This is a genomic window from Metabacillus sediminilitoris, from assembly GCF_009720625.1.
In the GTDB taxonomy this organism is placed as follows: Bacteria; Bacillota; Bacilli; order Bacillales; family Bacillaceae; genus Metabacillus; species Metabacillus sediminilitoris.
Genome location: NZ_CP046266.1, coordinates 1,376,672 through 1,402,961, shown reverse-complemented (window position 1 = coordinate 1,402,961; position 26,290 = coordinate 1,376,672). Strand labels below are relative to the sequence as shown.

28 protein-coding genes are annotated in these 26,290 nt (G+C 37.0%); 3 read left to right on the top strand and 25 right to left on the bottom strand.

Features of this window, described 5'->3' with window-relative positions; all coding sequences use genetic code 11:
* Positions 1–229: 229 nt before the first annotated feature.
* From GMB29_RS06870 to GMB29_RS06855, 4 genes are all read right to left on the bottom strand, one after another.
* The gene (locus GMB29_RS06870; protein ID WP_136355571.1) at positions 230–715 is read right to left on the bottom strand and encodes a hypothetical protein; all 486 of its coding nucleotides are present in this window, start codon (positions 713–715) and stop codon (positions 230–232) included.
* Positions 716–862: 147 nt separating this feature from the next.
* Positions 863–1,267, bottom strand: a complete 405-nt coding sequence (locus GMB29_RS06865; RefSeq protein WP_136355569.1) for a DUF350 domain-containing protein — start codon at positions 1,265–1,267, stop codon at positions 863–865.
* Complete coding sequence (locus GMB29_RS06860; protein ID WP_136355568.1) at positions 1,264–2,538, bottom strand: glutathionylspermidine synthase family protein; 1,275 nt, start codon at positions 2,536–2,538, stop codon at positions 1,264–1,266. Before GMB29_RS06860 ends, GMB29_RS06865 begins: the two co-directional genes overlap by 4 nt.
* Entirely contained in the window at positions 2,538–2,858 is a 321-nt protein-coding gene (locus tag GMB29_RS06855) for a hypothetical protein (RefSeq protein ID WP_155443846.1), read from the bottom strand. The genes GMB29_RS06860 and GMB29_RS06855 overlap by 1 nt, the downstream gene beginning before the upstream one ends.
* 162 nt (positions 2,859–3,020) lie before the next feature.
* Between GMB29_RS06855 and GMB29_RS06850 the strand changes: the two genes are divergently transcribed.
* On the top strand, positions 3,021–3,461 hold the full coding sequence (locus GMB29_RS06850) for a hypothetical protein (protein WP_136355566.1): 441 nt from the start codon (positions 3,021–3,023) through the stop codon (positions 3,459–3,461).
* Between the two features lie 30 nt (positions 3,462–3,491).
* Positions 3,492–4,277, top strand: coding sequence for a CPBP family intramembrane glutamic endopeptidase (locus tag GMB29_RS06845; protein WP_136355564.1), 786 nt, complete (start codon positions 3,492–3,494; stop codon positions 4,275–4,277).
* Between the two features lie 84 nt (positions 4,278–4,361).
* Here the strand turns inward: GMB29_RS06845 and GMB29_RS06840 are convergent, their stop codons facing one another.
* The 16 genes from GMB29_RS06840 to GMB29_RS06765 form a co-directional block, all read right to left on the bottom strand.
* Positions 4,362–4,628 carry a LamB/YcsF family protein gene (locus GMB29_RS06840; RefSeq protein WP_136355562.1) on the bottom strand — a complete coding sequence of 89 codons (267 nt, stop codon included), beginning with the start codon at positions 4,626–4,628 and terminating at the stop codon, positions 4,362–4,364.
* Positions 4,625–4,705: a carboxyltransferase domain-containing protein gene (locus GMB29_RS27960; RefSeq protein ID WP_406600339.1), complete on the bottom strand. Its 81-nt coding sequence runs from the start codon at positions 4,703–4,705 to the stop codon at positions 4,625–4,627. The genes GMB29_RS06840 and GMB29_RS27960 overlap by 4 nt, the downstream gene beginning before the upstream one ends.
* Before the next feature lie 78 nt (positions 4,706–4,783).
* Positions 4,784–6,031 carry a glutamate-5-semialdehyde dehydrogenase gene (locus GMB29_RS06830; protein WP_136355560.1) on the bottom strand — a complete coding sequence of 416 codons (1,248 nt, stop codon included), beginning with the start codon at positions 6,029–6,031 and terminating at the stop codon, positions 4,784–4,786.
* Between the two features lie 13 nt (positions 6,032–6,044).
* Positions 6,045–7,145: a glutamate 5-kinase gene (gene proB / locus GMB29_RS06825; RefSeq protein ID WP_136355558.1), complete on the bottom strand. Its 1,101-nt coding sequence runs from the start codon at positions 7,143–7,145 to the stop codon at positions 6,045–6,047.
* 699 nt (positions 7,146–7,844) lie between these two features.
* Entirely contained in the window at positions 7,845–8,183 is a 339-nt protein-coding gene (locus tag GMB29_RS06820) for a YrdB family protein (protein WP_136355551.1), read from the bottom strand.
* Between the two features lie 86 nt (positions 8,184–8,269).
* Positions 8,270–8,848, bottom strand: coding sequence for a TetR/AcrR family transcriptional regulator (locus tag GMB29_RS06815; RefSeq protein ID WP_136355549.1), 579 nt, complete (start codon positions 8,846–8,848; stop codon positions 8,270–8,272).
* Between the two features lie 17 nt (positions 8,849–8,865).
* A complete protein-coding gene (locus GMB29_RS06810) occupies positions 8,866–9,585 on the bottom strand; it encodes an MBL fold metallo-hydrolase (protein ID WP_136355547.1) in 720 nt (239 codons plus the stop codon).
* A gap of 28 nt (positions 9,586–9,613) precedes the next feature.
* Positions 9,614–10,180, bottom strand: coding sequence for a permease (locus GMB29_RS06805; RefSeq protein ID WP_136355546.1), 567 nt, complete (start codon positions 10,178–10,180; stop codon positions 9,614–9,616).
* Between the two features lie 146 nt (positions 10,181–10,326).
* Entirely contained in the window at positions 10,327–12,078 is a 1,752-nt protein-coding gene (locus GMB29_RS06800; protein WP_136355544.1) for a CocE/NonD family hydrolase, read from the bottom strand.
* A gap of 22 nt (positions 12,079–12,100) precedes the next feature.
* Positions 12,101–13,582 (bottom strand): sodium:solute symporter family protein, encoded by a 1,482-nt coding sequence (locus tag GMB29_RS06795; protein WP_136355542.1) that lies wholly within the window; start codon positions 13,580–13,582, stop codon positions 12,101–12,103.
* A complete protein-coding gene (locus GMB29_RS06790; protein ID WP_136355540.1) occupies positions 13,579–13,773 on the bottom strand; it encodes a DUF3311 domain-containing protein in 195 nt (64 codons plus the stop codon). The genes GMB29_RS06795 and GMB29_RS06790 overlap by 4 nt, the downstream gene beginning before the upstream one ends.
* A gap of 132 nt (positions 13,774–13,905) precedes the next feature.
* Positions 13,906–15,000: a tartrate dehydrogenase gene (locus GMB29_RS06785; RefSeq protein ID WP_136355538.1), complete on the bottom strand. Its 1,095-nt coding sequence runs from the start codon at positions 14,998–15,000 to the stop codon at positions 13,906–13,908.
* A 16-nt stretch (positions 15,001–15,016) separates the two neighbouring features.
* Positions 15,017–16,468: an aldehyde dehydrogenase family protein gene (locus tag GMB29_RS06780; RefSeq protein ID WP_136355536.1), complete on the bottom strand. Its 1,452-nt coding sequence runs from the start codon at positions 16,466–16,468 to the stop codon at positions 15,017–15,019.
* Positions 16,461–17,543, bottom strand: coding sequence for an aromatic ring-hydroxylating oxygenase subunit alpha (locus tag GMB29_RS06775; RefSeq protein WP_136355535.1), 1,083 nt, complete (start codon positions 17,541–17,543; stop codon positions 16,461–16,463). Before GMB29_RS06775 ends, GMB29_RS06780 begins: the two co-directional genes overlap by 8 nt.
* An 86-nt stretch (positions 17,544–17,629) precedes the next feature.
* The gene (locus tag GMB29_RS06770) at positions 17,630–17,878 is read right to left on the bottom strand and encodes a ferredoxin (RefSeq protein WP_136355534.1); all 249 of its coding nucleotides are present in this window, start codon (positions 17,876–17,878) and stop codon (positions 17,630–17,632) included.
* Between the two features lie 27 nt (positions 17,879–17,905).
* A complete protein-coding gene (locus GMB29_RS06765) occupies positions 17,906–18,925 on the bottom strand; it encodes an NAD(P)/FAD-dependent oxidoreductase (RefSeq protein ID WP_136355533.1) in 1,020 nt (339 codons plus the stop codon).
* Between the two features lie 390 nt (positions 18,926–19,315).
* On the opposite strand from GMB29_RS06765, the gene GMB29_RS06760 reads away from it, so the two are divergent.
* Entirely contained in the window at positions 19,316–20,686 is a 1,371-nt protein-coding gene (locus tag GMB29_RS06760; RefSeq protein ID WP_136355532.1) for a sigma-54 interaction domain-containing protein, read from the top strand.
* 82 nt (positions 20,687–20,768) lie between these two features.
* Here GMB29_RS06760 and GMB29_RS06755 read toward each other — a convergent pair whose 3' ends face one another.
* From GMB29_RS06755 to qoxB, 5 genes are all read right to left on the bottom strand, one after another.
* The gene (locus GMB29_RS06755; protein WP_136355531.1) at positions 20,769–22,448 is read right to left on the bottom strand and encodes a glycoside hydrolase family 13 protein; all 1,680 of its coding nucleotides are present in this window, start codon (positions 22,446–22,448) and stop codon (positions 20,769–20,771) included.
* A gap of 565 nt (positions 22,449–23,013) precedes the next feature.
* Positions 23,014–23,217: a hypothetical protein gene (locus GMB29_RS06750; RefSeq protein WP_136355530.1), complete on the bottom strand. Its 204-nt coding sequence runs from the start codon at positions 23,215–23,217 to the stop codon at positions 23,014–23,016.
* A 156-nt stretch (positions 23,218–23,373) separates the two neighbouring features.
* The gene (qoxD, locus tag GMB29_RS06745) at positions 23,374–23,673 is read right to left on the bottom strand and encodes a cytochrome aa3 quinol oxidase subunit IV (RefSeq protein ID WP_136355529.1); all 300 of its coding nucleotides are present in this window, start codon (positions 23,671–23,673) and stop codon (positions 23,374–23,376) included.
* A gap of 3 nt (positions 23,674–23,676) precedes the next feature.
* Positions 23,677–24,318 (bottom strand): cytochrome aa3 quinol oxidase subunit III, encoded by a 642-nt coding sequence (gene qoxC / locus GMB29_RS06740; protein WP_136355528.1) that lies wholly within the window; start codon positions 24,316–24,318, stop codon positions 23,677–23,679.
* Between the two features lie 3 nt (positions 24,319–24,321).
* Positions 24,322–26,280, bottom strand: coding sequence for a cytochrome aa3 quinol oxidase subunit I (qoxB, locus tag GMB29_RS06735; protein ID WP_136355527.1), 1,959 nt, complete (start codon positions 26,278–26,280; stop codon positions 24,322–24,324).
* Positions 26,281–26,290: the final 10 nt, after the last annotated feature.

Sequence of the window (26,290 nt, the reverse complement as noted above, 5' to 3'; positions counted from 1 at the left end):
TTGTTTTGAGGTCTATGGTTTATTTTAACAGAAAATTAGTCAGAATCATGTTATTTTTCATCAATATTACATCATTCCCCGTTCATATATAAGATGAAACAAAAAACCAATACCTTCATAGAACAATTCGTAAAAGGGATTGGTTTTATTAGGGTAAGATAGCCACAAGTGTATGTTCTCTGAAATAAAGTTTAAGACGAAAGATAAGGTAGTAAAAACAGATTCACCCTTAAGACGAGGATTTGATCCTTCTTTTTTTGTTCATTTTAACAAGATGGATCATAAACCATATAAGAAAACCAAGGAGTATTCCGGGAACAAGTGACATCATCGGCAGCCAAATCGGCCCAAAAAGCACTCCATTAATTTTAAAAACGGGCGAATACATGATGCCAACTGTCACAAAATAAGCACCAAATACAAATGGAAGAAATGATAATGGATCAGATTTTCCGTCCGCATCTTTGAATGCATCCCACATTGCAAACATGTAAACACAAGGATAAAACATAAGCCATTGGAAATTAGTCACACGTAAAGCCGTATCGATGTCACCTAAAAAACTGGCCATAATAGCTGAATTAAAATGACTATTTACATTTATTAAGAATTCTAATGTGATAAAAATAATGCCTTTTACAAGTTTTTTATTTATTAGTTGAGCAAATCCTGGAAGTGCTATGCTCCATAGTATCGCTTCTGTTTTTGACGTCATATTAAAGCTTCCTATTCATTATTTTTCTGTAAAATAAAATGCCATTTAACGTTTAAAACATTTTTATTAGCATTCATTCATGGATTAGTATGTACGATTTGTTTTAATAATATTTACAGGAGCTTCCAGTTTCATTCAGTTAGTTAATTAATATGTTAACGATGCTGCAATAATTAACCCGATAGAGACAGATAAAAATAAGAGAAATAAACCAACTGCTTGGTTATCTTCATCTATCGCATTTGTTATATTAAATGTAGGCGTCAATAACTCAGCAAGATAAAACAAGATAATTTGGATGATAATGGCAATACTACCCCATATCACCATATCTAACATATTTACTGAATTAGATATTGATGCATACAATACGATTGCTAAGCCTAAAATTCGACCTCCAAATGCATATACTGCCGCTTTATTCCCATTTTTAATTAATGTAAATTCTTTATTTTTCGTTGTCACTTCAAAAAGGAAAATCCCAATGATCAACATTACAACAGCTAATCCAATGTAGGAAACTGTTGACAAAAATAAGTCTAAAAATGTCATGTTCTCAAGTCCCTTCCATATCGTTTTAATCCTACAGGTAAGAAATAAGCATTGTTATCCGTAATTTGCCTGCCTGCTCGTAAGCCAATTCCGCTCGCTTCTCCATTGATTAAAAAGCTGCCAATTAAAAGTTTCGCTTCTTTTATCCCATTTATTGTTTTAATTTTTTTCATTGGAAGATCAACATACTTTTGAAAAACAGGTAATGATTGTTCATATGTTTTATGACTGTCTTCATAAATTTTAGTAGATCCATGAAAAATCGAAACCGTATCCCCTTCTCTACCGAAACTAGGCTTTTTTACATATGTCAATCCGTTTTTTAAAAAGTAGTCCTCTTCTAAATACGTAGGCAAAAAATACGATAAAATCCATTGTTTTTCTTCAGTTGAGAAATATGGATGGTCAAGTTCCATCATCCCCCATATGACAGCCTGAACTGCCTTTGATTGTAGTAAGAACGCTGAAATAGGATTCAGGATAATCAGCTTGTTTGCATTTACTAGTTCTAGCAGTTGTATACCAATTTTTTGCCCTGTATCTTCCTCAACATCTTCAATTAGATGCTCTAATGGATATGTTTGCCGATAAAGGACATTGATCCTTTTTCCTTCATCATCAAACAAGCCTTCGTGTTCTTTAATCGTCAGCTTGTGTAATGGAACATATTTTGCCGATACATTTGCCAATTCCATTAAATACAAGGTTGTATATTTATCTTCTTCATGGCATTCATGTGATGTAAAAACAATATAAGGATCTTCTGTAAATTGAATGCGATGCAACGATTCTGCTAATGCCTTGCGTATTTCCTTGCCTAGAGAATCGGCAAATCCTTTATTCGGATCATCGAAACCAAATTCCTCACATATTGCCCCATTCACATAAAATACTTCCTTCTCAAAAGTTGGTGTATCACTATTTAGCTCAAGCACCTTTAATCCTTTAGCTGTTTGGACCAAATCAACCCTCGAAATAACAGATTCAACCGGTAACGGGCGATGTCTTATAAAGGGGAGCATGTTTTTTGGTATATCGAGCTGCAAAAGTGTCTCGTCAGACGAACTTCTTAACAAGTTCCCCATCTTAAAAAAGATCTTGCCCACCCTGTTTGTCACTAAGCGAATTTCGTCAATTTCATCCTTTGTCATTAATGCAATATCATATAAGGCATATTCACTATCATAAAGATCATGCCAAAACGAATGAAGGTTGTTATAGGTTTTTTGACGTCGACGCCTGTGATCTTCCACATAAACCGAGTTTTCCATTATCCGCCAAACCCTCCGCTTGATCCCTTTCCAAAGCCAGAGCTGCCTCCTTTAAATGAGCTGCTTGATTTATAGCTTTGATAAGCAGAGCTTGATTTTAAACTGCTCTTAGATGAATACGATTTTCCTCCGTAAAAAAAATACCCATAGTGTGACGAATCGTAATCATCACATTCCCAAACACCTTCATCATCTTCCCATTCCCAATCATTACAATCTGTCCCCTCAGGAACGGGTGGTAATGATTCATTATTACATCCTGCCGCTGTTATCATTGATGCTGAAAGAATCCCAGTAATTAATGTTGTTGTCTTACTCAAACAATAGTCCCCCCTTATCTAAAAAACGAAAGCGATTTGTGCATCCCAATAGAGTAAGCTACATAAGATTTAACTAATGGTTCTTACTATAAATGAAAAATTTTCCATTAAAATTCATTTTAATATAGTATAGTAAAAATGATCACATATTTGGAGGTAAAGATGAAAAAAAAGTATAAATTAGAATATCGTTTAAATGATGAACATTTGAACTACCATGCATTGTTTCACTACGAATTTTCAGAACCATCTGAAATTTTCTGTCGAAGACTTTGTGATTATTTTATTAAGGACAAAAAGGTATATCATAAAACGTCAACAAGTCTAGAAGATGAGTACTATGTTATTTATGTTGAAAAGGATACGGAAGAGTATATCTTTGAGGATGCGAAAATGTATAAACATGTAACACTTGAGGTACGCGACTATAAAGAGTACAGTAGTTCACCATTACTCTTTACATATGATTTATATTCGCATGAGGAAGCATTATCACTTCTCGGTAATGATTATCTATGGATTAATAATGAAGAATATAAAAAAATCTCTGCAGAAATTGATGAGGACCGCTCAACATATGTTTTGTATATAAGTGAGTCGTAATTGACTTGATACTACTGGAGGATTTTTCACATGTCACGAAATGACAACGTAACAAACTTGCTAATTGGAACCCTATTTTTAGCTGGTATTTTATTCATCGCTTATTCTCTATTTTCTGTGGTACCGATTATATTTGCCATACTTATCATTCTCTATTTCACAAATCTAAATAAACAGTTAATCATTACAATTGCGGCTTTCTTAATTGGGTTTTTCCTTCACAAATATTTCGCACTCATGATCATGCATATTGAAAATAGTGAACTTAGAATCAGTTTAAATAGATTTTCACTGCTTTTTGTCATCGGAAGTTTAGTTGTTGTTTCACGAGTTTACAAACAGCCATTTCGATACAATCATAAACCAGTATGGAACAATACGATTTCATTTCCTTTTATATGGAGTGGGTTTCACAGTGTAAAAATATCTACTTTTCTCATTGTCGCCATTTCTCTCAATTCACTTGTATTTCTGCCATTTATTCTGAAACAGGATGGTACCTTTCTACAAAAAGTCGTTATGTTAGCTATTTTGTTTTCAGTCATTAATGCGATTTTAGAAGAAATATTGTGGAGAGGCTATTTGCTATCCCATTTACAAGAAAGTGTGAATGATTATTATGCCTTGCTCTTTTCGAGTATAGGTTTTGGCTTACAGCATATTTCGCTTGGGATTCCGCTTGTGCCTTCGATTTTATTTTCCTTTGGAGGCATTTTTTTCGCTGGGATTGTCATGCGCTCAAAAAGCATTTTCCCCTCGATTATTTGGCATATTCTCTTGAACTTTGGCATGGTGTTTAGCGGGTTTAATGTCTAATGCCACAACTTTAGTAGGCTTTAATCTTAACAACATGCTCATGAAGTACTTTGGCTATATAATTTGCGTATTCAACGGAATGGCTCACCATCTCCATTGATCAGCTTTGATTGGAATTTCAATTCCAGACGTTGTTACAACCTTCTGTTCTTTCACGATTTCGATTACTTGCATAATGGCTGTTTGTTCATTGGAAACAAGCGCATCCTTTCTAATACACGGAGTTAAGGAACCATCTTCATGATAGGTTTGATCAGCAAATACTTCATTTGCTGTTTTTAAGTCAACCTTTTTTTCAGTAATTACTATTTCACTTTCAGATAATCCATATAAAATAAGTTCTGGAATCAAAGTGTTGTTTCTTTAACAATTTCGACACTGCCAGCTGGAATCTTTAATCGTGGTCTCTCCTTCCGAGGAATGGCAATTTCCTTTGGTATACGTTAAAAAAAGGAGCTAACCTACACTTTTTATAGGCTTAGCTCCAAGCAATTGATCTAGGTCCATTATTGACGAATCTGCCCAGTACCATAAACTAAAAACTTACTCGATGTTAACGCATTAAGGCCCATTGGCCCTCTTGCGTGCAGCTTTTGCGTACTTATGCCTATCTCAGCTCCATATCCGAATTCAGATCCATCTGTAAAACGTGTAGATGCGTTATGATAAACAGCTGCAGCATCAACCTTATTCAGAAATTTGTTCGCATGATCTTTATTTTCCGTAATAATCGCTTCAGAGTGATTTGTACCATATTTATTAATATGATGAATTGCTTCATCTACGCCATTTATGATCTTTACACTAATTGATAGAGCTAAATATTCTGCATACCAGTCTTCTTCAGTCGCTCTCTTCGCTGCACTGAAACTATTTGTTACAGCATCATCACCAAAAATCTCAACGCCATGATTATGCAATGAATTCAGTAATTCTTTTCCGTGCTTTGCAAACCATTTTTCTTCTATTAATACTGTTTCAACCGCATTACAAACAGATGGACGTTGAGTTTTACCATTTATCACAATGCTTTCAGCCATTTTATAGTCTGCTGATTCATCGATAAAAACATGGCAATTGCCTGCACCTGTTTCAAGAACAGGTACTGTTGCCTCATTAACAACTGTATCAATTAAATTCTTTCCGCCTCGAGGTATTAACACATCTAAATATTCTTTTAAATGAAAAAGCTCTTTTGCCGTTTCACGGCTTGTATCCTCGATTAATTGTACGGCATCAACTGGAACAGTACTTTTTTCTAATGCTTTATGAATCGTTTCAACAAGAGCTAAATTAGAATGACGAGCAGATGAACTTCCTCTTAAAATAACGGCATTTCCTGTTTTTAAGGTCAATGTTGCTGCGTCAATCGTCACATTAGGTCTTGCTTCATAAATCATACCAATAACACCAAGTGGAACACGATTCTTTTTAATGTGCAAACCATTTTTCTTCTTAATTGTTTCCAATGTTTCACCAATCGGATCTTTTAAATCTATTAATAACCGAATGGCTTCTGCCATATCATGTATTCGTTTTTCATTTAACATGATCCTGTCTAATACACCATCTGGCAATCCCTTTTCTTTTCCTGCTGAAAGATCCTTTTGATTTTCTTCTAATATATACTCTTGATCAACAAGGAGCTGATCAACAATTTTCGCTAATGCTTCATCCTTCTCCTTAGTCGAAATATCCACCATCACAAAACTTGCTTCTTTTGCTGCTTTTCCTTTTTGTAAAATCTCAGTCAATTTTGTTACCTCCTTAAGCTTTTACCCACTTATTTCGATGTATAACAACAATCGATGATAAAACTTCATCCTTACTTAGCTCTTCACTTCGTTTCCCCATCATTTTTTTCATTTCTTCAGATGAAAATAAAACTTCACCCTTGCCAAGTAAACCATTTGGGCCTACTACTTCAACAACATCGCATTTTTGAAACGAGCCCTTAATATTAAAAACACCCGCTGGAAGGAGACTTTTCCCTTTATATAAAAGGGCATCCTCAGCTCCCTGATCCACGTAAATCGTTCCAGTAACTTCTGAATGAAAGGCGATCCATTGCCTGCTATTATTTATCGAGGCAAGCCCTTCTTTACCAATATACGTACCGTTTCCATTCCCATGAATGATGTCCAGTAGTTTTTGATTGCCTTGACCTAAACCAATAAAGACCTTTACACCTAAGGAAATCGCGGTCTTTGCTGCCATTAATTTGGACTTCATCCCGCCAGTTCCTACCTTTGATCCAGTCCCTTCTGCTGCCGTTAGCATATCAGCTGTCACCTCTGGCAGGTAGTCTATTTTTTGAGCTAATGGATTTGTGCGAGGATTTGAATCATATAAACCGTTAATGTCCGTTAAAATAATGAGCTGATCTGCATGAACAAGCCCGCTTACAAGTGCTGAAAGCATATCATTATCACCAAATGTGAGCTCTTCAACCGAAACTGTATCGTTTTCATTAATAATTGGTAAAATTCCCCGCTCTAGCAACTCCGTAATCGTTGCATACGCATTTTTATAACGGTCTTGTTTCGAAAAATCATTTCGCGTAAGAAGGATTTGAGCAGGTATAATATGAAATTGACTAAATTGTTCAATATATGATTGGACCAATAGACTTTGTCCTACTGCTGCAGCTGCTTGCTTCCCCTTTAACGTAATGGGGCGAGTCGGATATCCTAACCGTGAAAACCCTGCTGCAACTGCTCCAGACGACACAAGCAGGACTTCATGCCCTGCCTCACGCAATGCAGCTAGCGCATGTACGTGATCAAGTAATTTTTCTTGATCAATTTGTCCTTTCGCATCAGTTAATGAACTACTGCCAATCTTAACAACAATCCTCTTCTTCTCCATACTTTCTTTCCTCCTACTAGAAATGCGGCAGCACTTTTGCTGCTAAAAAACAAGAACTGTGAGTGATGTTCTTGCGAGTTTTGCTCGCAATCTTGCAACTTTGGATGACAATCTTGCAACTTTACGTGATATTCTTGTAACTTTGGCAAATAATCTTGCAACTTTACAAGTTATTTTTGCAACTCATAAATAACGGTAATAAATCTTAGCTTCTAAATAAAAAAGCTCAATTCATCCCTACTAAATAAGGACGAAAAGAGCTTTGCTTCCGTGGTACCACCTTGATTGGATGTTTATCATACTTCACATGCATGCCTGTGCTTTGGCACTGGAGCTAGAAACAAATCACATCCCGCTTGATCCTGATAACGTCAGGTAAACGCCTATGTTTTCATAGGACTCGGGAGGTAGGTTCGGCGGCTTTATTGTTATGAAGTCTTTCAGCTTATAAACTTCACTCTCTTTTACAAAAAGTCCCGCTTACTAGTCCTCCGTAAACGTTCTTGAAATGATAAATTTTATATTTTAAGATAATAATCTACTTAAATCTAATTAGGTGTAATAATAATTTGACGTAAAGCCAAGTTTTTTACTATTATGCAGACTATTTAGAAATCTGTCAAGGTAAGGTCCTCATTCTTTTAGAAAAAACCCCTTCAAAATAGATGTTTTCTTGAAATTTGGAAGTTATTTCATGATCTATTGTCCCCAAACAACCATCAAAATTTTATTTATAAAAACAACAATAATAAAGGTGAAAGCTAACGAGCTTTTCCCTGAAAAATATAAAGCAAGCCCTGCTCCTCCCAAGACAAGTACTTCAATGAAAAGTTCAACAGGCGCACCTAATTTGTAAGTTGCTTTTGGAGAAACAAACATTCCCCAAATAAATGCAGCAACTAATGGTGTTCCTATTCCTAATCCTATTTTTAAAAATGTTCCATGTCCTGTTTTAAATCCCCAATAGCCTAGAGCTGTCAAAGCACAGAGCTCTAATAGAAAGCGCACAGCTAAATTAATTGATTGTACAATGAACATTCTCCGCACCCTTTCTTTTTAAATGTGACCTCCTTAGGCGTTTTTTTGAATCCACTGACAACGATGCATTTTTGTATAACTAGAGCCTAATCGTGATCCTTTTTCATCTTATCAATACCAGCTAAAAAACTTTCAATCAATAAATGCAGGCTTACATCGAGATCAAGAGGCAATCCAAACCCACCTTTTTGTTCAAGAGAAGAAAATCCGTGTAAAATGCTTCTTAATCCGCGTACTGCATGTAGAGCTTCATCTTCTTTTAAGCCATAACCATCGAGAACTTGAATAATTAAATCGATGATCTTCTCTCCTGCATGTTGAATGTCTAGATCATCAAGATCATTTATCCCGATTGTTAGTTCATACAACCCAGGATGATTGCGTGCGAAGCTCACATATGCATCAGCCATCTCATGGACTGCTTCATCTTTTGACCTTCCAATAGCTGCTTGAGCAAGTTTACTATATACTTCTTCTAATCCATGGACTGCTAATTTTTTTCGCAGACCAGTGATACCGTCGATATGATTGTATAAAGATGGTGGACGTATGGTTAATTTTTTTGCTAGAGTAGCTAATGTAACGGCTTCTACACCTTCTTGATCGGCTATTTCAATTGCTGCTTGTAAAATTGTCTGTAAATCAAGACCCCTTCTTGGTGACATATTTATCTACCTTTCTCTTAATTTGCTGTTAATGCTAACTTTTTTTCTGCCTGACGGATTGCTTTTTGGATAAATGGATCTGGAGTTTGAAGCATTTCTCCATGTCCTACTGCTAGAAGACTTGGCTTTAGATCAGCGATTTTTTTCACACTTTCTAGTGAAAGTTCCTTGTTCCATGTACCAAAAGCAGGAAAAGGAAAGAATGGGCGAACTTGGCCACTTACCGCAATTCCTCCTCTTGTCTGCATCGCATCCCCTGCAATAAGTGATTGATTACGAGTATCTAAAAATGAGATAGAGCCTGGGGTATGGCCAGGTGTCGCCACAACTAACAGTGATCCAACCCTATCCCCTTCTTTAAGAAGGAGATCACGCTTTGTCAGCAGATTTTTAGGAACTCCACCTTTAATTGGTGTTTGCGGTTCATTGCTGTCTAATGACTTATCACCTTTTAAAATCCGGTTATCCCGTGCAGAGATTGAAACAGGTACATGTGGAAATCTTTTCTTTAATTTATCTAATGAACCAACGTGGTCTTCGTGAGCATGTGTAAGCAAAATACTTGTTAGTGGTTTATTAAGCTTTTCAATCACATCTATTATTCCTTTATAACTATTCGGTAGACCTGTATCAATTAATAATAGTGCAGAATCTTCCTCAACAAGATAACAATTCACTGGAAAGATGTTAGGTAAGAATGTTAATTGGTAAACATTCGCTATTTTTGTAAGTTTCAATTTTCATTTCTCCTTATTCATTCACGTTTTAAGAAAACATACTTGATAACAATGAAAATACAAGAAACAACATCATGGTGCTCCCCATCAAAGCACCAATTCCCCTTCGTTGTGATCCCGCTGAATTTATCGCATAACGAAAATAGAGGAGGGATCCTGCAATAATAAGCAGCCCTTCAAACGCCATACTCACTGTCGGAACTGCCCATAAACCCAGCCCCAAAAGTGGAAATCCACCAAGATTCCCCGGCAAAATCGGCATATCAGAACGATGGACGATTAGGTCTAGCAGCCAATGGCTGAATGCAACAGATCCAATAATAATTCCGCTTTTCCTATTCCAAAACAAGCCTGCAAGAAGTCCAGCAATGAGAGAAATAAGCAGTGCTCCAATTAAGGAATGAGTATAATCAGCATGGATAATCGTTTCACCGTATCCCCCATCACCTATCAGTTCAATCATCTCCACTCCTGCTAAAGAAAGTGGCAAAAATACAAGATCCATTAGCTGACTGCTTACAATCAGTGACCAAAGCGGTACCTCAGGTGCCTTCGCTTTTACAATGGCCGCTACTCCGAAATGTCCGGCGAACATAATTCCCCTCCCTAATATCATTATTTTAAAAACTAATGTTGTTAGTTTTATTTTAACTAATACCATTAGTTTACACAATAGGTTTTTACATATTTTTCTGTATCGTAATAAAAAAAGCTGCTAATAAATTGCAGCTTTTTTCAACCTTAGTTTTGATTACTTGGAATAACTGGCAACAAAATATGTGATGGATTTTTAATAGTATGATAGACGGTTTGATTTGCCTTCATATAATTTTTACCATCTATCATCGTCGTCCTATTGTTAAAATTCACATCAAAACGAGGGAAATTACTAGACGAAATTTCAACTCTTATTTGATGGCCTGGAAGGAACACATTGCTCGTTGCCCAAAGATCAATTTCATAAGAAATGATATGATCTTGGATACTTTCATCTTCCTTTTTTAGCCCACTCCGAAATGTTGAACGAACAATCCCATCTGTCAAATTAAAAGCGGTCCCATCTGGATATACATCCACTAATTTTGCAGTAAAATCAGTTGAACACGCATCCGTTTTTGCATAGAGAATAACCTTAATTGGACCGGTCACTTCCATTGCTTCTGTTAAAACTTCGCTGGTAAAAACTAAAACATCTTCTCGTTCTTCAACAATTCTTTGATCCTGAGGGCCGACTGAATTCAATTGGTCAAACAGTGTTCCTCCACCTGTACTTGGTACTGGGGTTGACGGGTCAAAAACAAAATGGTCTGCTTGTTCTTTTCCCGGCATTTCAATGGACAATCTTCCGCTTCCAAATCGAGTATTAGCGTTACCATCACTATGAAAATAGTAAGGAACATATTCAGTATGCGGCAGTGGCCAAGTATCTTCCTCACGCCAAGTATTTTTACCCATCACAAAGATTTTTACAGATTTTTCATCCATAATGTTTGTTTCTTTTTCTTTTAACCAATAATCAAACCAGCGAAGGTGCAGGCTTGTTAAATCTTCCTTCCCATCAATCCATTCCTGTGTCGCATACTGCCCGAATTTTCTTTGCCCAATTTGTGAACTGAAATCACCATGCGCCCAAGGCCCGATCATTAACTTCTGTGGTTGATTGACGAATTCGTTTGCATGAACATAGTTTGCAATGGTAGGACCTAGCAAATTATCATACCATCCTCCTAAATGATAAGCAGGTACGGTTATCTTTTTTAGCTTTTCTAATCCTAATGATAGGTCATCCCAAATTTTATCGTTCAAACCATACTCCATCATTTCATAAAAATAATCGGCAACACCAATTTCCTTTAATTCCGGCCATTCTCTTAGCGGGAAGTAATGGTATACTTCTTCAATGTTATCGATTATTTTTGCTAACTGATGCATTTTCTGTTGATAAACTTCTGGATCGGTAAATTTTTGTTGAATCTCATCTGGTGCAATAGATTCTAAAGCCCACGTTATATTCATACCAAGTCCATATGCTCCGTTTTGATAAAAGCTTCCTTCTCTTAAATCATTAAATGTCTGAGCTGGAAAAATTGCCTTTAAATGAGGTGGATTTTCTGCTGCCGCGAGCAGTTGAGTAAAGCCGTAATAGGAAAGTCCATACATTCCAACTTTCCCATTAGAATACGGCAGTTTTGCAGCCCATTCCACAGCATCATATCCATCTTTTCCTTCATATTTAAATGGGAAAAACTCTCCCTCTGAAGCAAAACGCCCCCTTACATCCTGAATTATTACGACATATCCATTTTCAACTAAACGATTTGTATCCAAGTAGCGGTGAGAATAAAATGGATGATTTTTATTATACGGTAATCGTGTAAGCAATACTGGATACTGGTGATCATCATTTGGACGATAAATATCTGCATACAGAATCGTTCCATCTGATAATTGGCATGGTACATTTTTTTCTAATAAAATCTGGTGTTTCTTCATATCTTAACCTTACCTACTTCCCTCAGGAGATATTTATTTGATTCACGTTTTCCTCTATGATGACTTCCTGCCCTTTTCTTGTAAAAGCACTGACAACAAGCATTGTGGTCATGTTCACAGAAATGGCTACAATCCCAATATCAAGATCCTGTATGATGGATGGTGCAGACGGGAATAAGGTCGCCATCGTCGTCTCTGAAAGGGTAAAGTATGCAACCAATGCCACTCCGACAATCATTCCAAAGGAAGCTCCAGCTTTACTAACAGGATTTTTCTTCAATAAGCTAAAAAATAGAGATGGAAATAACTGCAGGACAAAACTGTATGCCATCGTCAATAAGGCAAGCATTGTGTTTCCGCCAAAGAAGGTAAAATAAACAGCAATCAAGGAAATAATTGGAACAAAAAGACGAGTTAATTTTGCAAGCTTTTCATCTGGAGTATCAGGTTTCACTGCTTTAAATATATTTTTTGATAACATCATGGCTGAAGTTAATATTAACATCGAGCAAGGAATAAGAGCTGCAAGCATCCCTGCTGCACCTACAACACCAACAAACCAAGCCGGGAAGGCACCTTTTGCAAGTTTAAACAAGGCAAGGTCTGTATCTGCCCCTTGTAGGTTTGGGATTTGCAGGGCAGCCGTAAAACCAATAATCAGGATAAAGACTAAAACGATTTGATAGAGAGGTAAAATTGCTGCATTTTTTCGCAAAGTTGATTCGTCTTGTGATGATAAACTGGCGCCGAAACAATGTGGCCACATATACTGACCTAATGCAACAATGACGCAAAGGGAAATATACCACGTGATGCTAAGTCCTTCATCTGCAAACGATAAAAATCCAGGTTTTGTTGCTTCTAATGATTCAAACATAGGCTGGATTCCGCCGAAATAATGGATCGGCAAGTAAATTCCCATAATAAGAATAACGACAAGCATAAGGATATCTTTAAGCATCGATGTCCACGCAGATCCATGTATGCCTGAAACGTAAACGAAAATGGTGACGACAAGCATTCCGATCCAAACAGCAATTGTTGGCGAAATCATTCCGTATGATGCTTCAGAAACAATAATCTGGAAGCCTTTTAATTGAATCACGATATATGGAATCATTGAGATAACGCCAATTATTGCGACCAACAATCCCAATGGCTTGCTATTATATTTTTTTGCAAAAAAATCAGATTGTGTCAGCAAGTTATGCTTCTTTGCATAACGCCAAATTGGGGGCAAAATCCAAAAAGGAACGATATAAGTAAGGGCGCAAAATATATATATGGCTGGCGCACCAAACCTATAGGCAGCACCGCTTGCTCCGAGAAATACAAACGTCGAAAACATCTCCCCAGCCATGAGAACAAACATGATTAATGAACCAAAGCTCCTGCCGCCGACAGCCCACTGCTCAAGCTTCATTTCCTGTCCTTTTCGTGCTTTAATACCCAAATAAAAAGCTAATGCAAGCGTTGCGATGATAATCAAGATGGAACTATTCATTTATTCTCCTCCTTTTCTTGTTTATCATATATAACGCAGCTAATATAAAGGCAGATTGATGTTAAAACAAGCCATGCTGCTGACCAAAAAACAACAAAAGGTATCCCAAGTATATATGGTTCCACGCGATTTATAACTGTTAATGAACCTATTGCAGGAATGATGCTTAATAGAACAATCAGTTTTTTCAAGATGAAATCCCCCTTTTTTGGAAGCGCTTTAATTAATTTGAATGTCAATATTCAAATGGTCATTTCTTTTTTATCGATTATTCAAATGGTATCGTGTATGATAAATTGCAAAACACGATACCATGTCAGTCATTACTTCACTTTTACATCATTCGAAGACATTATATATTTTATGATTTCAGTCACTCGATCTCCTACTTCAGAAGTTGAGCCTGTCCCTTTCATATCTGATGTTAACACATCACCCTCGAGAAGAAGTTGCTCAATCGCCTCTAAAACCACTTTTCCATACATTTCATAACCAAAGAAATCAAGCATTTGGCTTGCAGACCAAATCGTTGCAAGCGGATTGGCAATCCCTTTACCTGCAATATCAGGAGCAGATCCGTGGATTGGCTCAAACATTGACGGATAATTCCTTTCTGGGTTAATGTTTGCTCCAGCAGCAAGTCCAATGCCGCCAGCAAGTGCCGCCCCTAAATCTGTCAAGATATCACCAAATAAGTTTGATGTGACTACTACTTCAAATCGTTTCGGATCTTTAATCATCAACATCGCTGCAGCATCAACAAGATAGGAGGCTGTTTCAACTTCGGGATATTCCAAGCTAACTTCATCAAATACTTGATCCCAGAAAACCATTGAGTAATTAAGAGCGTTTGCTTTAGAAATGCTTGTTAGTGTTCTTCCTTCTTTTTTCGCCGTTTCAAATGCATAGCGGATAATTCTTTCTGTACCTTTTCTGGAAAATACACTATTTTGCAGGACGACTTCATGCTCTTTTCCTTTAAAAAGCCATTCTCCAGCACCTGAATATTCCCCTTCGCTGTTTTCACGAATAAATAGCATATTAATATCTTCTCGTTTCACATCCACAAGCGGCAATTGTGCACCCTTTAACAGCTTCACAGGCCGAATATTAACATACTGATCAAAGTTTTTACGGATTTTTAACAACAAATCCCACAGGGAAATATGGTCGGGGACGCCAGGAAACCCGACTGCTCCTAAATAAATCGCATCGAATTCTTTCAACTGTTCAATTCCATTATCATCCATCATTTTTCCATTTTTCGCGTAAAACTCGCTTCCCCATGGAAAGTATGTGAAATCAAATTGGAAACCTGAATCCAGTTCAGCCACTTTATTTAATACTTTGACCCCTTCATTAATGACTTCAGGGCCGATACCGTCACCTGCGATAACCGCTACTTTAAATTGTTTCACAATGATCTCCCCATTTTCAGCTTTGGTTCCAAACGACCAATTTCATTTCAGTCATTTCTTCCAACGCATATTTTATTCCTTCACGTCCTGTTCCACTTTCTTTCACACCACCATATGGCATTTGGTCGACGCGATAGGTTGGCACATCATTAATCATGACGCCGCCAACGTGCAATTCCCTTGAAGCGTACAAAGCATTTTTCACATTGTTTGTGTAAATTCCTGCCTGTAATCCAAAGCGGGAATCGTTCACTTGTCCAATTGCTTCTTCAACTGAACTTACTTTGTTCACAATAACAACCGGAGCAAATGCTTCCTGACAAGATACTTTTAAAGAATGATCAGCATCTGTAATAATTGTTGGCTCAAGAATACCATCTTGAAGTTTGCCCCCGGTTACGATCGTTGCTTCGCTATATTTCGTTTCCTCAATCCAGCCCAATACACGTTCAGCTTCACCTCTAGAAATTAATGAGGAAATATACGTATCCGGATCAAGCGGGTCACCAATTTTCAGTTTTTTAGCTGCTTCAGTGAACTTCGCAACAAATTGTTCATACACATCCTCATGCGCATATACACGCTGCAAGGAAATACAAACCTGTCCCTGATTGGAGAAAGCGCCCATGATACAGCGGTCAATCATTTGATCGATGTCAATGTCTTTGTCGATAATTAATGCTGAATTTGAACCTAGTTCAAGTGTCGTCTTTTTCAAGCCCGCTTTATTGCGGATACCAATGCCGACGCTTGGGCTTCCTGTGAATGTGACCATGCTTACACGATCGTCTTCCACAATCGCATCTCCCACTATACCGCCAGGACCTGTTACCACATTCAATACACCTGCTGGAAGACCCGCTTCTTCAAAAATTTCCGCAATAAAGAGAGCAGATAGTGGTGTTTGTGACGCAGGCTTCAAGACAATGGTATTGCCAGCTGCAATAGCCGGACCAACTTTATGTGCGACAAGGTTCATTGGAAAATTAAAAGGCGTGATTGCTCCAACAACGCCAATCGGCTCTCTTAATGTGTAACCGATCCGGCCCACACCGCCAACAGCTGCATCAAATGGGATCGTTTCTCCATGAATTCTTTTTGCCTCTTCAGCCGAAAACTTATACGTTTCAATCGTTCGTTCTACTTCTGCTTTTGCGAACATAATTGGCTTTGCGGATTCACGAGAAATAATTTCTGCCGCTTCATCCGCTTTTTCTTTTAATAGCGCAACAACTTTTTCTAAAATGTTTGCCCGCTGATACGCAGGCATTTTCGCCATTAATTCGCGTGCATTGTAGGCAGCGGTAATTGCCTGTATAGTCAGATCTTTATCAGCCATTGCAATTTGAGCGATTTCTTCCCCAGAATATGGAGAGTATAACGAAGCATATTTTGGGGTTTCTACTTTTTCTCCATTGATTATCAAAAACCTCTTTGTCGACATCGATTTATTCACTAATTTACTCATTGAGGGCCTCCAATACCATTTCATGAAATTGAACAATCGCTTTTTCTGAAGACGAATATCTTCCTTTGTTAAATGCACGTGAACGGAATCCGATTTGTTCTAACTCTACAAGCTCTACGTCTTCTAGACGTACCTGTTCAGCAAAAGCAACTAAGTCCTTTTCTTCCTGAGTCAAATTCGCATCACGGAAATAATAAGTGTAAAGAATCAAAGTTGTTTCATGATCAATCGGAACCAATTGAATCGTCGCCATATTGCCAGGACCCGGATAAATCGTCAGCATTAAGTTTGGCCACAACCAGAAGAAAGATCCGCCTTGCATTTCAGCCTGATTTAAATCGACTGTTCCATAATTTTTATCCGGTCTAACAATTGTGCCTTGTAGTGAATAATTTTCACATGTGATAATTTGATAATCATCCATATTAAGTGCTGAAACAAAGCCTGGATGAGCGACATGACAGTGGTCACACTCTAAATAATTGTCAATAAACGCTTTCCAGTTTGCTTTAATCACTCGTGATGTTTGGTTTGTCCTTTTTAACTCACTTAAAAACGGAAATTTACTTAATCGATCGAAGAAATCTCCATAAGATTCGCTTAGCGGATTCGCATTATCGTCCAAATTTACAAAGATTAAAGATTCCAGAATTTCCATGCGGACTGAACGTAAACAAGCATCTTGTACACAAGCTGCGTCTTCACCTCGAAAATTAGGTGCTTTGTTTAATTTCCCATCCAATTTGAACGTCCAGCCATGGTAGCTGCATTGTAATATTTTCTTCTTACCTGACTCACTTTTTTCAAGCTTTGTCGCACGGTGCGGACAGACGTTATAAAAAGCGCGGATGACTTCATCCTGGCCGCGAGTCACGATAATCGGCTCATTAGCAACTTCAGTCGTGAAGAAAGCACCTACTTTTTCTAGCTGACTGACATGTCCCACAAGCTGCCAAGATTTAGAGAATACAAGATCCATTTCTTTATCTAGTACTTTCGGATCTGTATATTTGTCATAGGACAACGTTCTTTCAAATGTCCGATTAGTTGCATTTTCTACTTTGTTATAAGCCATATTTCATTCTCCCCCATAGATAAATGATTTTGAGTATCATTAAATGATTAATAAGCATTTTAGTATTGATTGAACAATCTATTTCATTAACCTGCTTGGACGGATTTACATGTAAAAGGTTTAGCAGCAACCTTAATGGAATCTGTTGGACAACCGTCTAAAGCATCTTCCAAATCTTCTTTCAGCTCGTCAGGCACTTCAGTTATGCCTGTGTTGTTATCGAGAATGGCAAAAGCAATTCCTTCGTCATTATAATCAAAAATTTCTGGCGCCGTTGCTCCACATGCCCCGCAAGCGATGCATGTATCCTGATCAACTACTGTGTATTTAGCCATGTGGATTCTCCTCTTTTCTCAATTCTATTAAACTACTGAGCCACTTTTTTCTTTTTCCCCCATAATACTTGTGCTGTGAAGTGGCTGAACTTTCGCACTCGGATCAATATATACTTTTGCATGACTTACAGCTGTCGGCGCTTCTCCAAAACCACTCGCAATCAGCTTCACTTTTCCTTTGTACGTACAAATATCACCTGCTGCGTATATGCCTTCGATATTTGTTTCCATTCTGGAATTGACTACGATGGAATTGCTTTCGATTTCAAGGCCCCAGTCCTTAATTGGACCAAGTGAGGAAACAAATCCATAATTGACAAGAACATCATCGACTTCGATTTCGAGCATCTCCCCGCTCTTCGTTTCCGTCACAACCACTTTTTCAATTTTTTCATCGCCTACTAATTGTGCAGGTACGTATGGCGTTAAAACTTCTACTTTGGACTGTTTCAATTGCTCCACACTATGCTCATGGGCGCGAAATTTGTCTCTTCGGTGAATGAGTGTCACTTTTTCCGCTATTGGTTCAAGCATGAGAGCCCAGTCAACAGCTGAATCACCACCGCCAAATACGACCACTTTCTTTCCAATAAATTGATTTAAATCCTTAACAAAATAATGAAGGTTCGTGTTTTCAAAGTTTTCTTCACCTTCAATTTTCAGCTTACGCGGTTGGAATGCTCCATTTCCAGCTGTGATAATAACAGATTTAGCATAATGAGTTTCTTCATTCGTTGTAATTGCGAACACACCGTCCGCTGTACGAAAGATGCTTTCCACAGATTGATTAAGGCAAATTGTCGTTTCAAACTGATTCATTTGCTGCAGTAATTGATCAACAAGTTCTTGTGCTCGCACTTTCGGGAAACCGGCAATGTCATAAATATACTTTTCTGGGTACAAAGCAGACAATTGTCCACCGAGCTGGGGAAGACTTTCGATTATTTTCACCGACGCCTGACGCATTCCTGCATAAAAAGCAGTAAATAAGCCAACCGGCCCTCCTCCGATAATTGTGATATCAAAAACCTCATAATGATTTTCCATTTTACTCCCCCACAACAGTCTTAATTTCTAGCAATCAACTTTTTCTAAATTACTGATAGTTTGCTTGCAAATAGCCTTTCATTTTTAAATACTTGCAAATAACGTGCCAAACTATAAAGTTAGACTTCCATCATTGGGGGTTTTCTTCATCCTCCAATGATGGTTAGCGGATCTTTACGGGCAGTTATCTCCCTTTATCTTCTTTGTTTCTCTCGAATCTTGAAGTGGGAGTCTTACTGCCCGTTAAGAATGGGATAAAAATAGTAAAAATACACGAAATATTATGATTTTCAATTGAAAACGCTATCATTTTGAGTTATATTTGACTCAAATCGGGTTAAATACTACTCAAAATTAACTCACTATCTATTAAACAGGGAGGATCATTCTATGAAAAGTCCTGATGTAACATACAATGTTGAAATGACCTTGCAAACACTTTTAAAAATCCTCGATCATTCCTCAGATGAAATTTTCGTCCTTGACGGTAAACAACAGATTCTTTACGTTAACCAAGTATGTGAGCGACATTATGGGTTGAAACCTACTGATGTCATCGGCAAGTACAATCTTGAATTATTTGAAAAAGGTTATTGGAATCCATCCATCGTGCCTGAAGTATTTAGAAACAAAAAGCCTTGCTACATGAAACAAAAAACTTACATTGGAGCTGAACTGTTGACATCAGCAATACCAATCCTAAATGATACAGGGGAAATCGAGCTTGTTGTCATTACATCAACGGAAACACAAACATATAAAATGATAAAAGCGTATGAAAATGCTCACGAGTCAAAACCAACTCACGTGAATAAATCAGACCGATTGATTACCAATAGCAGTAAAATCAAACAAATCCTGAATTTTTGCGAAAAAGTGGCACCAACTGATTCTACGGTATTAATCCAAGGAGAGTCAGGTACAGGAAAAGGTGTGCTTGCCCAATTCATCCATCGATTAAGCAAGCGAGCAAACAGTCCATTTCTAACCATTAACTGTGCTGCCATTCCGGAAGAGTTACTTGAATCAGAATTATTCGGATATGCAAAAGGAGCATTTAGTGGAGCAAATTCAAATGGAAAACCTGGATTGCTCGAGGCAGCAAACGGAGGGACGGTTTTTCTTGATGAAATTGGGGAAATGCCGCTTTCTCTGCAAGCAAAACTGTTACAGGTAATCCAAGATAAACAATTCATTCCCGTTGGCAGCAACGAAATAAAAAAAGTAGATATACGTATCATTGCAGCAACAAATCAGAATTTAATTCAAATGATTAATGATAAAAAATTTAGAGAGGATTTATTTTACCGTTTAAATGTGATCGACATTCACTTACCTTCTCTTCGTGAACGTAAAGAAGATATCATTCCACTTGTCTATAACTTTTTATATAAATTCAATGAAAAATACAGTGAGAATAAAGTGATTTCGGAGGAATGTTTAAATATATTAATTCATTATTTATGGCCAGGAAATGTGCGTCAGCTTGAAAATTTAATTGAACGGTTAGTTGTCGTAAGCGATTCTGTTATTCAGGTTGCTGACTTACCAGAATTGATTACCAACAATGTTGAACAAGTTGCCAAGCTAGCTCTTCCTACATCACTTGATGAAGCAGTTGATGAAACGAAGAGATTCTTAATCAGGCGATCTTTTCAAACTTACAAGTCCTCTAGAAAGGTTGCAAATGACCTCGGTATTAGTCAAACGAAGGCCTCTAAATTAATCCGGGAATACTGTGAGGACTTATTAAATTCTTAAACCAAATACATATACTCATATATCACTACACTATTAATCTAAATGATCCTTACTCTCATGAGTAAGGATCATTTATGTAGTACTAATCTAAAAATATTCGGTATACTCTAGTTTCAAAAGGCTTTAACATGAATTGTTGGATCAATTGATGATTTGATACAGTATAATTAGCTAACAATAATTCTTGAGAAACTGTAAAATCCAAAGGTTCCTCTATTTCTGCTTCTTTTTCTGAAAGATTTGTAAGAACAACCACTTTGTCATCATCCAACGTACGAGTATACGCAAAAATTTGCGGATGATTATCAAGAATCAAGTCATACGTACCATACGTAAATACTTGATTTTCCTTTTTTAACTTAATCATCATTTTATAAAAATGAAGAATAGATCTTTCATCTTGAAGCTGTTTTTCTACATTTATTTCTTTGTAATTTTTATTAACTCCAAGCCACGGTGTTCCTGTTGTAAATCCTGCATTTGCTTCAGAGCTCCATTGCATGGGTGTTCGAGAATTATCGCGGCTTGAAGCCCAAATGATTTCCATGATTTCATCATGTGGTACGCCTTCTTCTCGCTTGATGCGGTACATGTTCTTATCTGCTACATCATTGTACTGATCAATTGAATCAAATTTAACATTTGTCATACCTATTTCCTGACCTTGATAAATAAAAGGAGTTCCTTGCATGAGAAAATACATCGCACCAAGTGCAGTTGCACTCTCATACCAAAATTGCGTATCATTCCCCCATGTTGAAACCCTGCGAGGCTGGTCATGATTTTCAATAAAAAGCGCATTCCATCCTATATTTTCAAGGCCCTTTTGCCATTTTGTTAATACTTTTTTTAATTCAACAATGTCTAACGTTTTCTTTTTACCAGCATCCCATAATGATAAATGTTCAAATTGGAACACCATATTAAATTTTCCTTTTTCTGTTCCGACCCACTGGATAAGATCCTTTTTATCTTCTGCTTTAACACCGTTTGCTTCTCCAACCGTCATAATATCGTATTTTGCAAATGTCTTCTCTTTTAATTCTTGCAGATATGTATGAATGCCTTTCACATTCATATGTTTTTCGAACGATGATACATATGGTAATCTTTCGGGATTTGGCATATCCTTTAAACCTTCTTCTTTATTAATATGGCTGATTGCATCTACGCGAAAACCATCGATCCCTTTATCAAGCCACCAGTTAATCATCTCGTATAAAGACTCTCGGACATCCGGATTTCTCCAGTTAAGATCTGGTTGTTTTTTAGAAAAAAGATGCAGGTAATATTGATCTGTTTTTTCATCATATTGCCATGCAGATCCACTAAAAATACTTTCCCAGTTATTAGGCTCCTTCCCCTTTTTTCCGTCGCGCCAAATATACCAATCACGCTTCGGGTTTTTTAGTGAAGAGCGTGATTCAATAAACCAAGGATGTTCATCACTTGTATGGTTAATGACTAAATCAATGATAAGCTTCATCCCACGTCTATGAACTTCCTCTAATAATTGATTAAAATCTGCCATTGTTCCAAATTCATCCATTATATTTTGGTAATCACTTATATCATAGCCATTGTCATCATTAGGGGATTTGTACATTGGGCAGATCCAAATCACGTCAATGCCTAAGTCTTTTATATAATCTAATTTAGAAATCATTCCTTGTAAATCACCGATGCCATCACCATTTGAATCCATAAAACTTCGAGGGTATACTTGGTAAGCTACAGCTTCTTTCCACCAAATTTTTTTCATTTTATGTACCTCTCTTATTTAAATTGAGTATTCTAAGGCAAGTTAATATCACGTTCATAAAGACTGACCCCGGACTCTTAACAGTTTTTCATCAATAACTAAGTTTATTTCAAGTGAGCCTTTATTTATTCATCTAAATCTTTTGTTACCTTTAAATAAAGTTCGTTGGTAAAAGTAAGTATGTATTTATAAAAGTCGACAATGCTCGATTTTTGTCAAATGATAGATTTTAGAGAAAAGTTGATAGATTAAATAGGAATGTTGATAGATTACTCAGCATAGTTGATAGATTAACTTCCAATGTAGAAGAAAAGCGTAGTATCTATATAAAATAGTTATTAAAATCGGTTCACACTTAGGAGTTCTTACCAATATTTCAGGTTTTATGTACATTTACGAGTTCAATTCTGTAAAAAGGGGCAAATAATATGTGGATTGTTCTCCAGGTAAATGCTTCTGTTGAAAAAGGAAGAGAGCTTGGAACTAATTTATTCCAAGCTCTCAATTAAAACATGTTAAAAACCTCGTTTTTTCGCGTCAACATTATACTTGATTGTTTACCAATTTATCCTTTACCCGACTTCTTATCTACACCATCTTCATCATTTTTATAAAGAAAAAAGGTAATGACACCAGAGATAATTGCTCCCATTATAGCAATTGGTATGCGATATTGCAGCGGTACAGCAGAATAATCTTTTTCTAACATCCACAAGGCAATAATCCCGACTGCTAACATAGTCGGAATGACGATTTTCATACGTTTCATTTTTCCACATCCTTCATTTCTCTATCTTCTCTTATTTTATCATTTCTTACATTCTAAAAAGAATCAGTTTTTAGGCAATAGAAAACCCGAATCTCGGAACTAGTAAAAGAGTTCGAAATTCGGGTTAAGAGTAAAATTACATGATTTAAAAACGCATCAGTGCATATTCGTCATGACCCAAACAGAGCCATAAACAATTACGATCGCCATAAATCCAGCAGAGCTTATTTTAAGAATCTGCCATCCACGTTCACCTTCACTGATGTGCATGAACATGATTAACTGAATCGCTGCTTGAAAAAACGCAAGGATAAAGATAATAATAACAATCGTTTGTAACGCTAAATCTGTATATAAAGCTAATCCAGCTGCTAACAAAGTTAACGCAATCGATAATATTAAACCGATAATATGTGACCATGGAAAATGATGAGTATTATTCTTGTTATTTGCCATTTATCACACCATCCCTATTAGGTAAACACCAGTATAAACGAAGATCCATACAAAGTCTAAAAAGTGCCAATATAAACTCGCAATAAATACCTTTTTAGCTGTATCTGGTGTTAAACCTCTTTTAAAGATTTGTAAAATAATTAAGATCATCCAACCAATACCAAGTGATACGTGCAGTCCATGTGTTCCTGTCAAAAAGTAGAATGAAGACCAGTATGCATTTGTACCTAATGCAGCACCTTCATGAACTAGATGCATAAACTCAGTAATTTCTAAATAAAGAAATCCTAAACCAAATAATAAAGTAATAACTAACCAAGCAATCATTGATTTTGTATTTCTTTTTCTCATTTCATGAATCGCTAATCCACAAGTGAAACTACTTATTAATAAGACAATCGTCATGACTAACGTGTTACCTATCTCAAAAAGTTCACCAGGCATTGGTACACCGCCAGCGTGGCCACCATGGGCCGCATGACCACCAATTGTAGAAGTATAGATTGAGAAATATGTTGCAAAAATTGTAGAGAATAAAATGACTTCAGCGCCCAAGAAAATCCAGAATCCAAAGATGTTCAGTCTTCCAATACCAGACTGATATTCCAAGGGCGTGTTAGGACTTATATTTTCATCATGTGCCATAACTTACGCCTCCTTTTTCTGTTCTGTGTTGATGATTTCTTCTACACTGACATAATAACCTTCATCTTCTTTATGTGAACGAAGTGAACGAAGTGCCATACATGCTAACACACCAATACCGCCTAAAATCGCGATCCACCACAATTTAAAGACTAAGCCAAAACCTGCAACAAAGAAGAATACCGACATGACAAATGGAGTTCCTGCGTTACTTGGCATGTGAATTGGTTTATACTCAGGCTTCTCTTCTTTACCTGCTTCACGTTCTTGTTTCATAATCATGAATGCATCTAGACCTTTAACTTCTGGTGTTACAGCAAAGTTATAAAATGGTGCAACTGAAGTCGTTGTTGCCCATTCAAGTGTACGTCCTGCTCCCCACGCATCTCCAGACGTTTCTCTTTTTGCATAACGGAAGCTGTAATATACGTTATAAACAAGGATCATAAAGGCAATACCCATACCAATACCGCCAATTGTTGAAACAACGTTTAATCCAGTCCATCCATCTTCTGGACCATAAGTGTAAATACGTCTTGGCATACCATCAAATCCTAGTAGGAATTGTGGTAAGAAACAAACATTAAATCCAATCATAAAGAACCAGAATGTCCATTTCCCTAGGCGCTCATTTAATTTATGACCAAACATTTTTGGATACCAGAAAACAAATCCAGCAAAACAAGCAAATACAGTACCACAAATTAATGTATAGTGGAAATGCGCAACAAGGAAGTAACTGTTATGATACTGAAAATCTGCTGCTGCCATACCAAGCATTACTCCAGTTACTCCACCGATTAGGAATGTTGGAATAAATCCGACAGACCAAAGCATCGGTACTGTATATTCAATTCGTCCTTTATAAAGAGTGAGTAACCAGTTAAAGATTTTAATACCTGTAGGTACTGCAATCGCCATCGTTGTAATGGAGAATACAGAGTTCACTGCTGCAGTTCCACCCATTGTAAAGAAGTGGTGAACCCAAACTAGGAAACTCAAGAAAGAAATCGTCACGATCGAAATAACCATCGATTTATAACCAAACAATGTTTTCCTAGCAAACGTTGCGAAAATTTCCGAGAAAATACCGAACGCCGGCAAGATAACGATATATACTTCAGGATGTCCCCAAATCCAGAACAAGTTAGCCCAAAGCATTGGCATACCACCATCAGCTAATGTAAAGAAATGAGTGCCGAATAATCGGTCAAATGTCATTAATGCTAATGTTACTGTTAATACAGGGAATGCAAAAACAATAATAAAGTTTGTAATTAAAGCTGTCCATGTAAACATTGGCATACGCATTAATGTCATTCCTGGCGCACGCATTTTAATGATTGTTACGATAAAGTTAATACCTGTTAACAGGGTACCTATACCAGAGATCTGTAATCCAAGTAAATAATAGTTGATTCCGGGTCCAGGACTACCTTCAATTGCTAAAGGAGCATAGTTCGTCCACCCTGCATCTGGTGATCCACCAAATACGAAGGAGATGTTGAAAAGAATAGCTCCAAAGAAAAATGACCAAAAACTTAATGCATTTAAATAAGGAAATGCTACGTCCCTTGCTCCTATTTGCAGCGGAACAACGACGTTCATTAAACCTATTACGAATGGCATCGCCATGAAGATAATCATGATCGTACCATGTGTTGTAAAGATTTCATTGTAATGCTGAGATGTTAAAAACTCATTGTTTGGCACTGTTAACTGTGCTCTCATTAATAATGCATCCACACCACCACGGAAAAGCATGATGACGGCTGCAATAATATACATAATACCAATTTTTTTATGATCAACAGATGTTAACCACTCTGTCCAAAGCCATTTCCATTTTTTAAAGTAAGTAAGAATAAACACAATTCCAATTACAGATAACAAAATAGAGATGTTCGCTCCAAGGAGCATTGGATCATTTAAGATTAAATTATCTTTAATAAAATCAAACATTCAGTGTTCC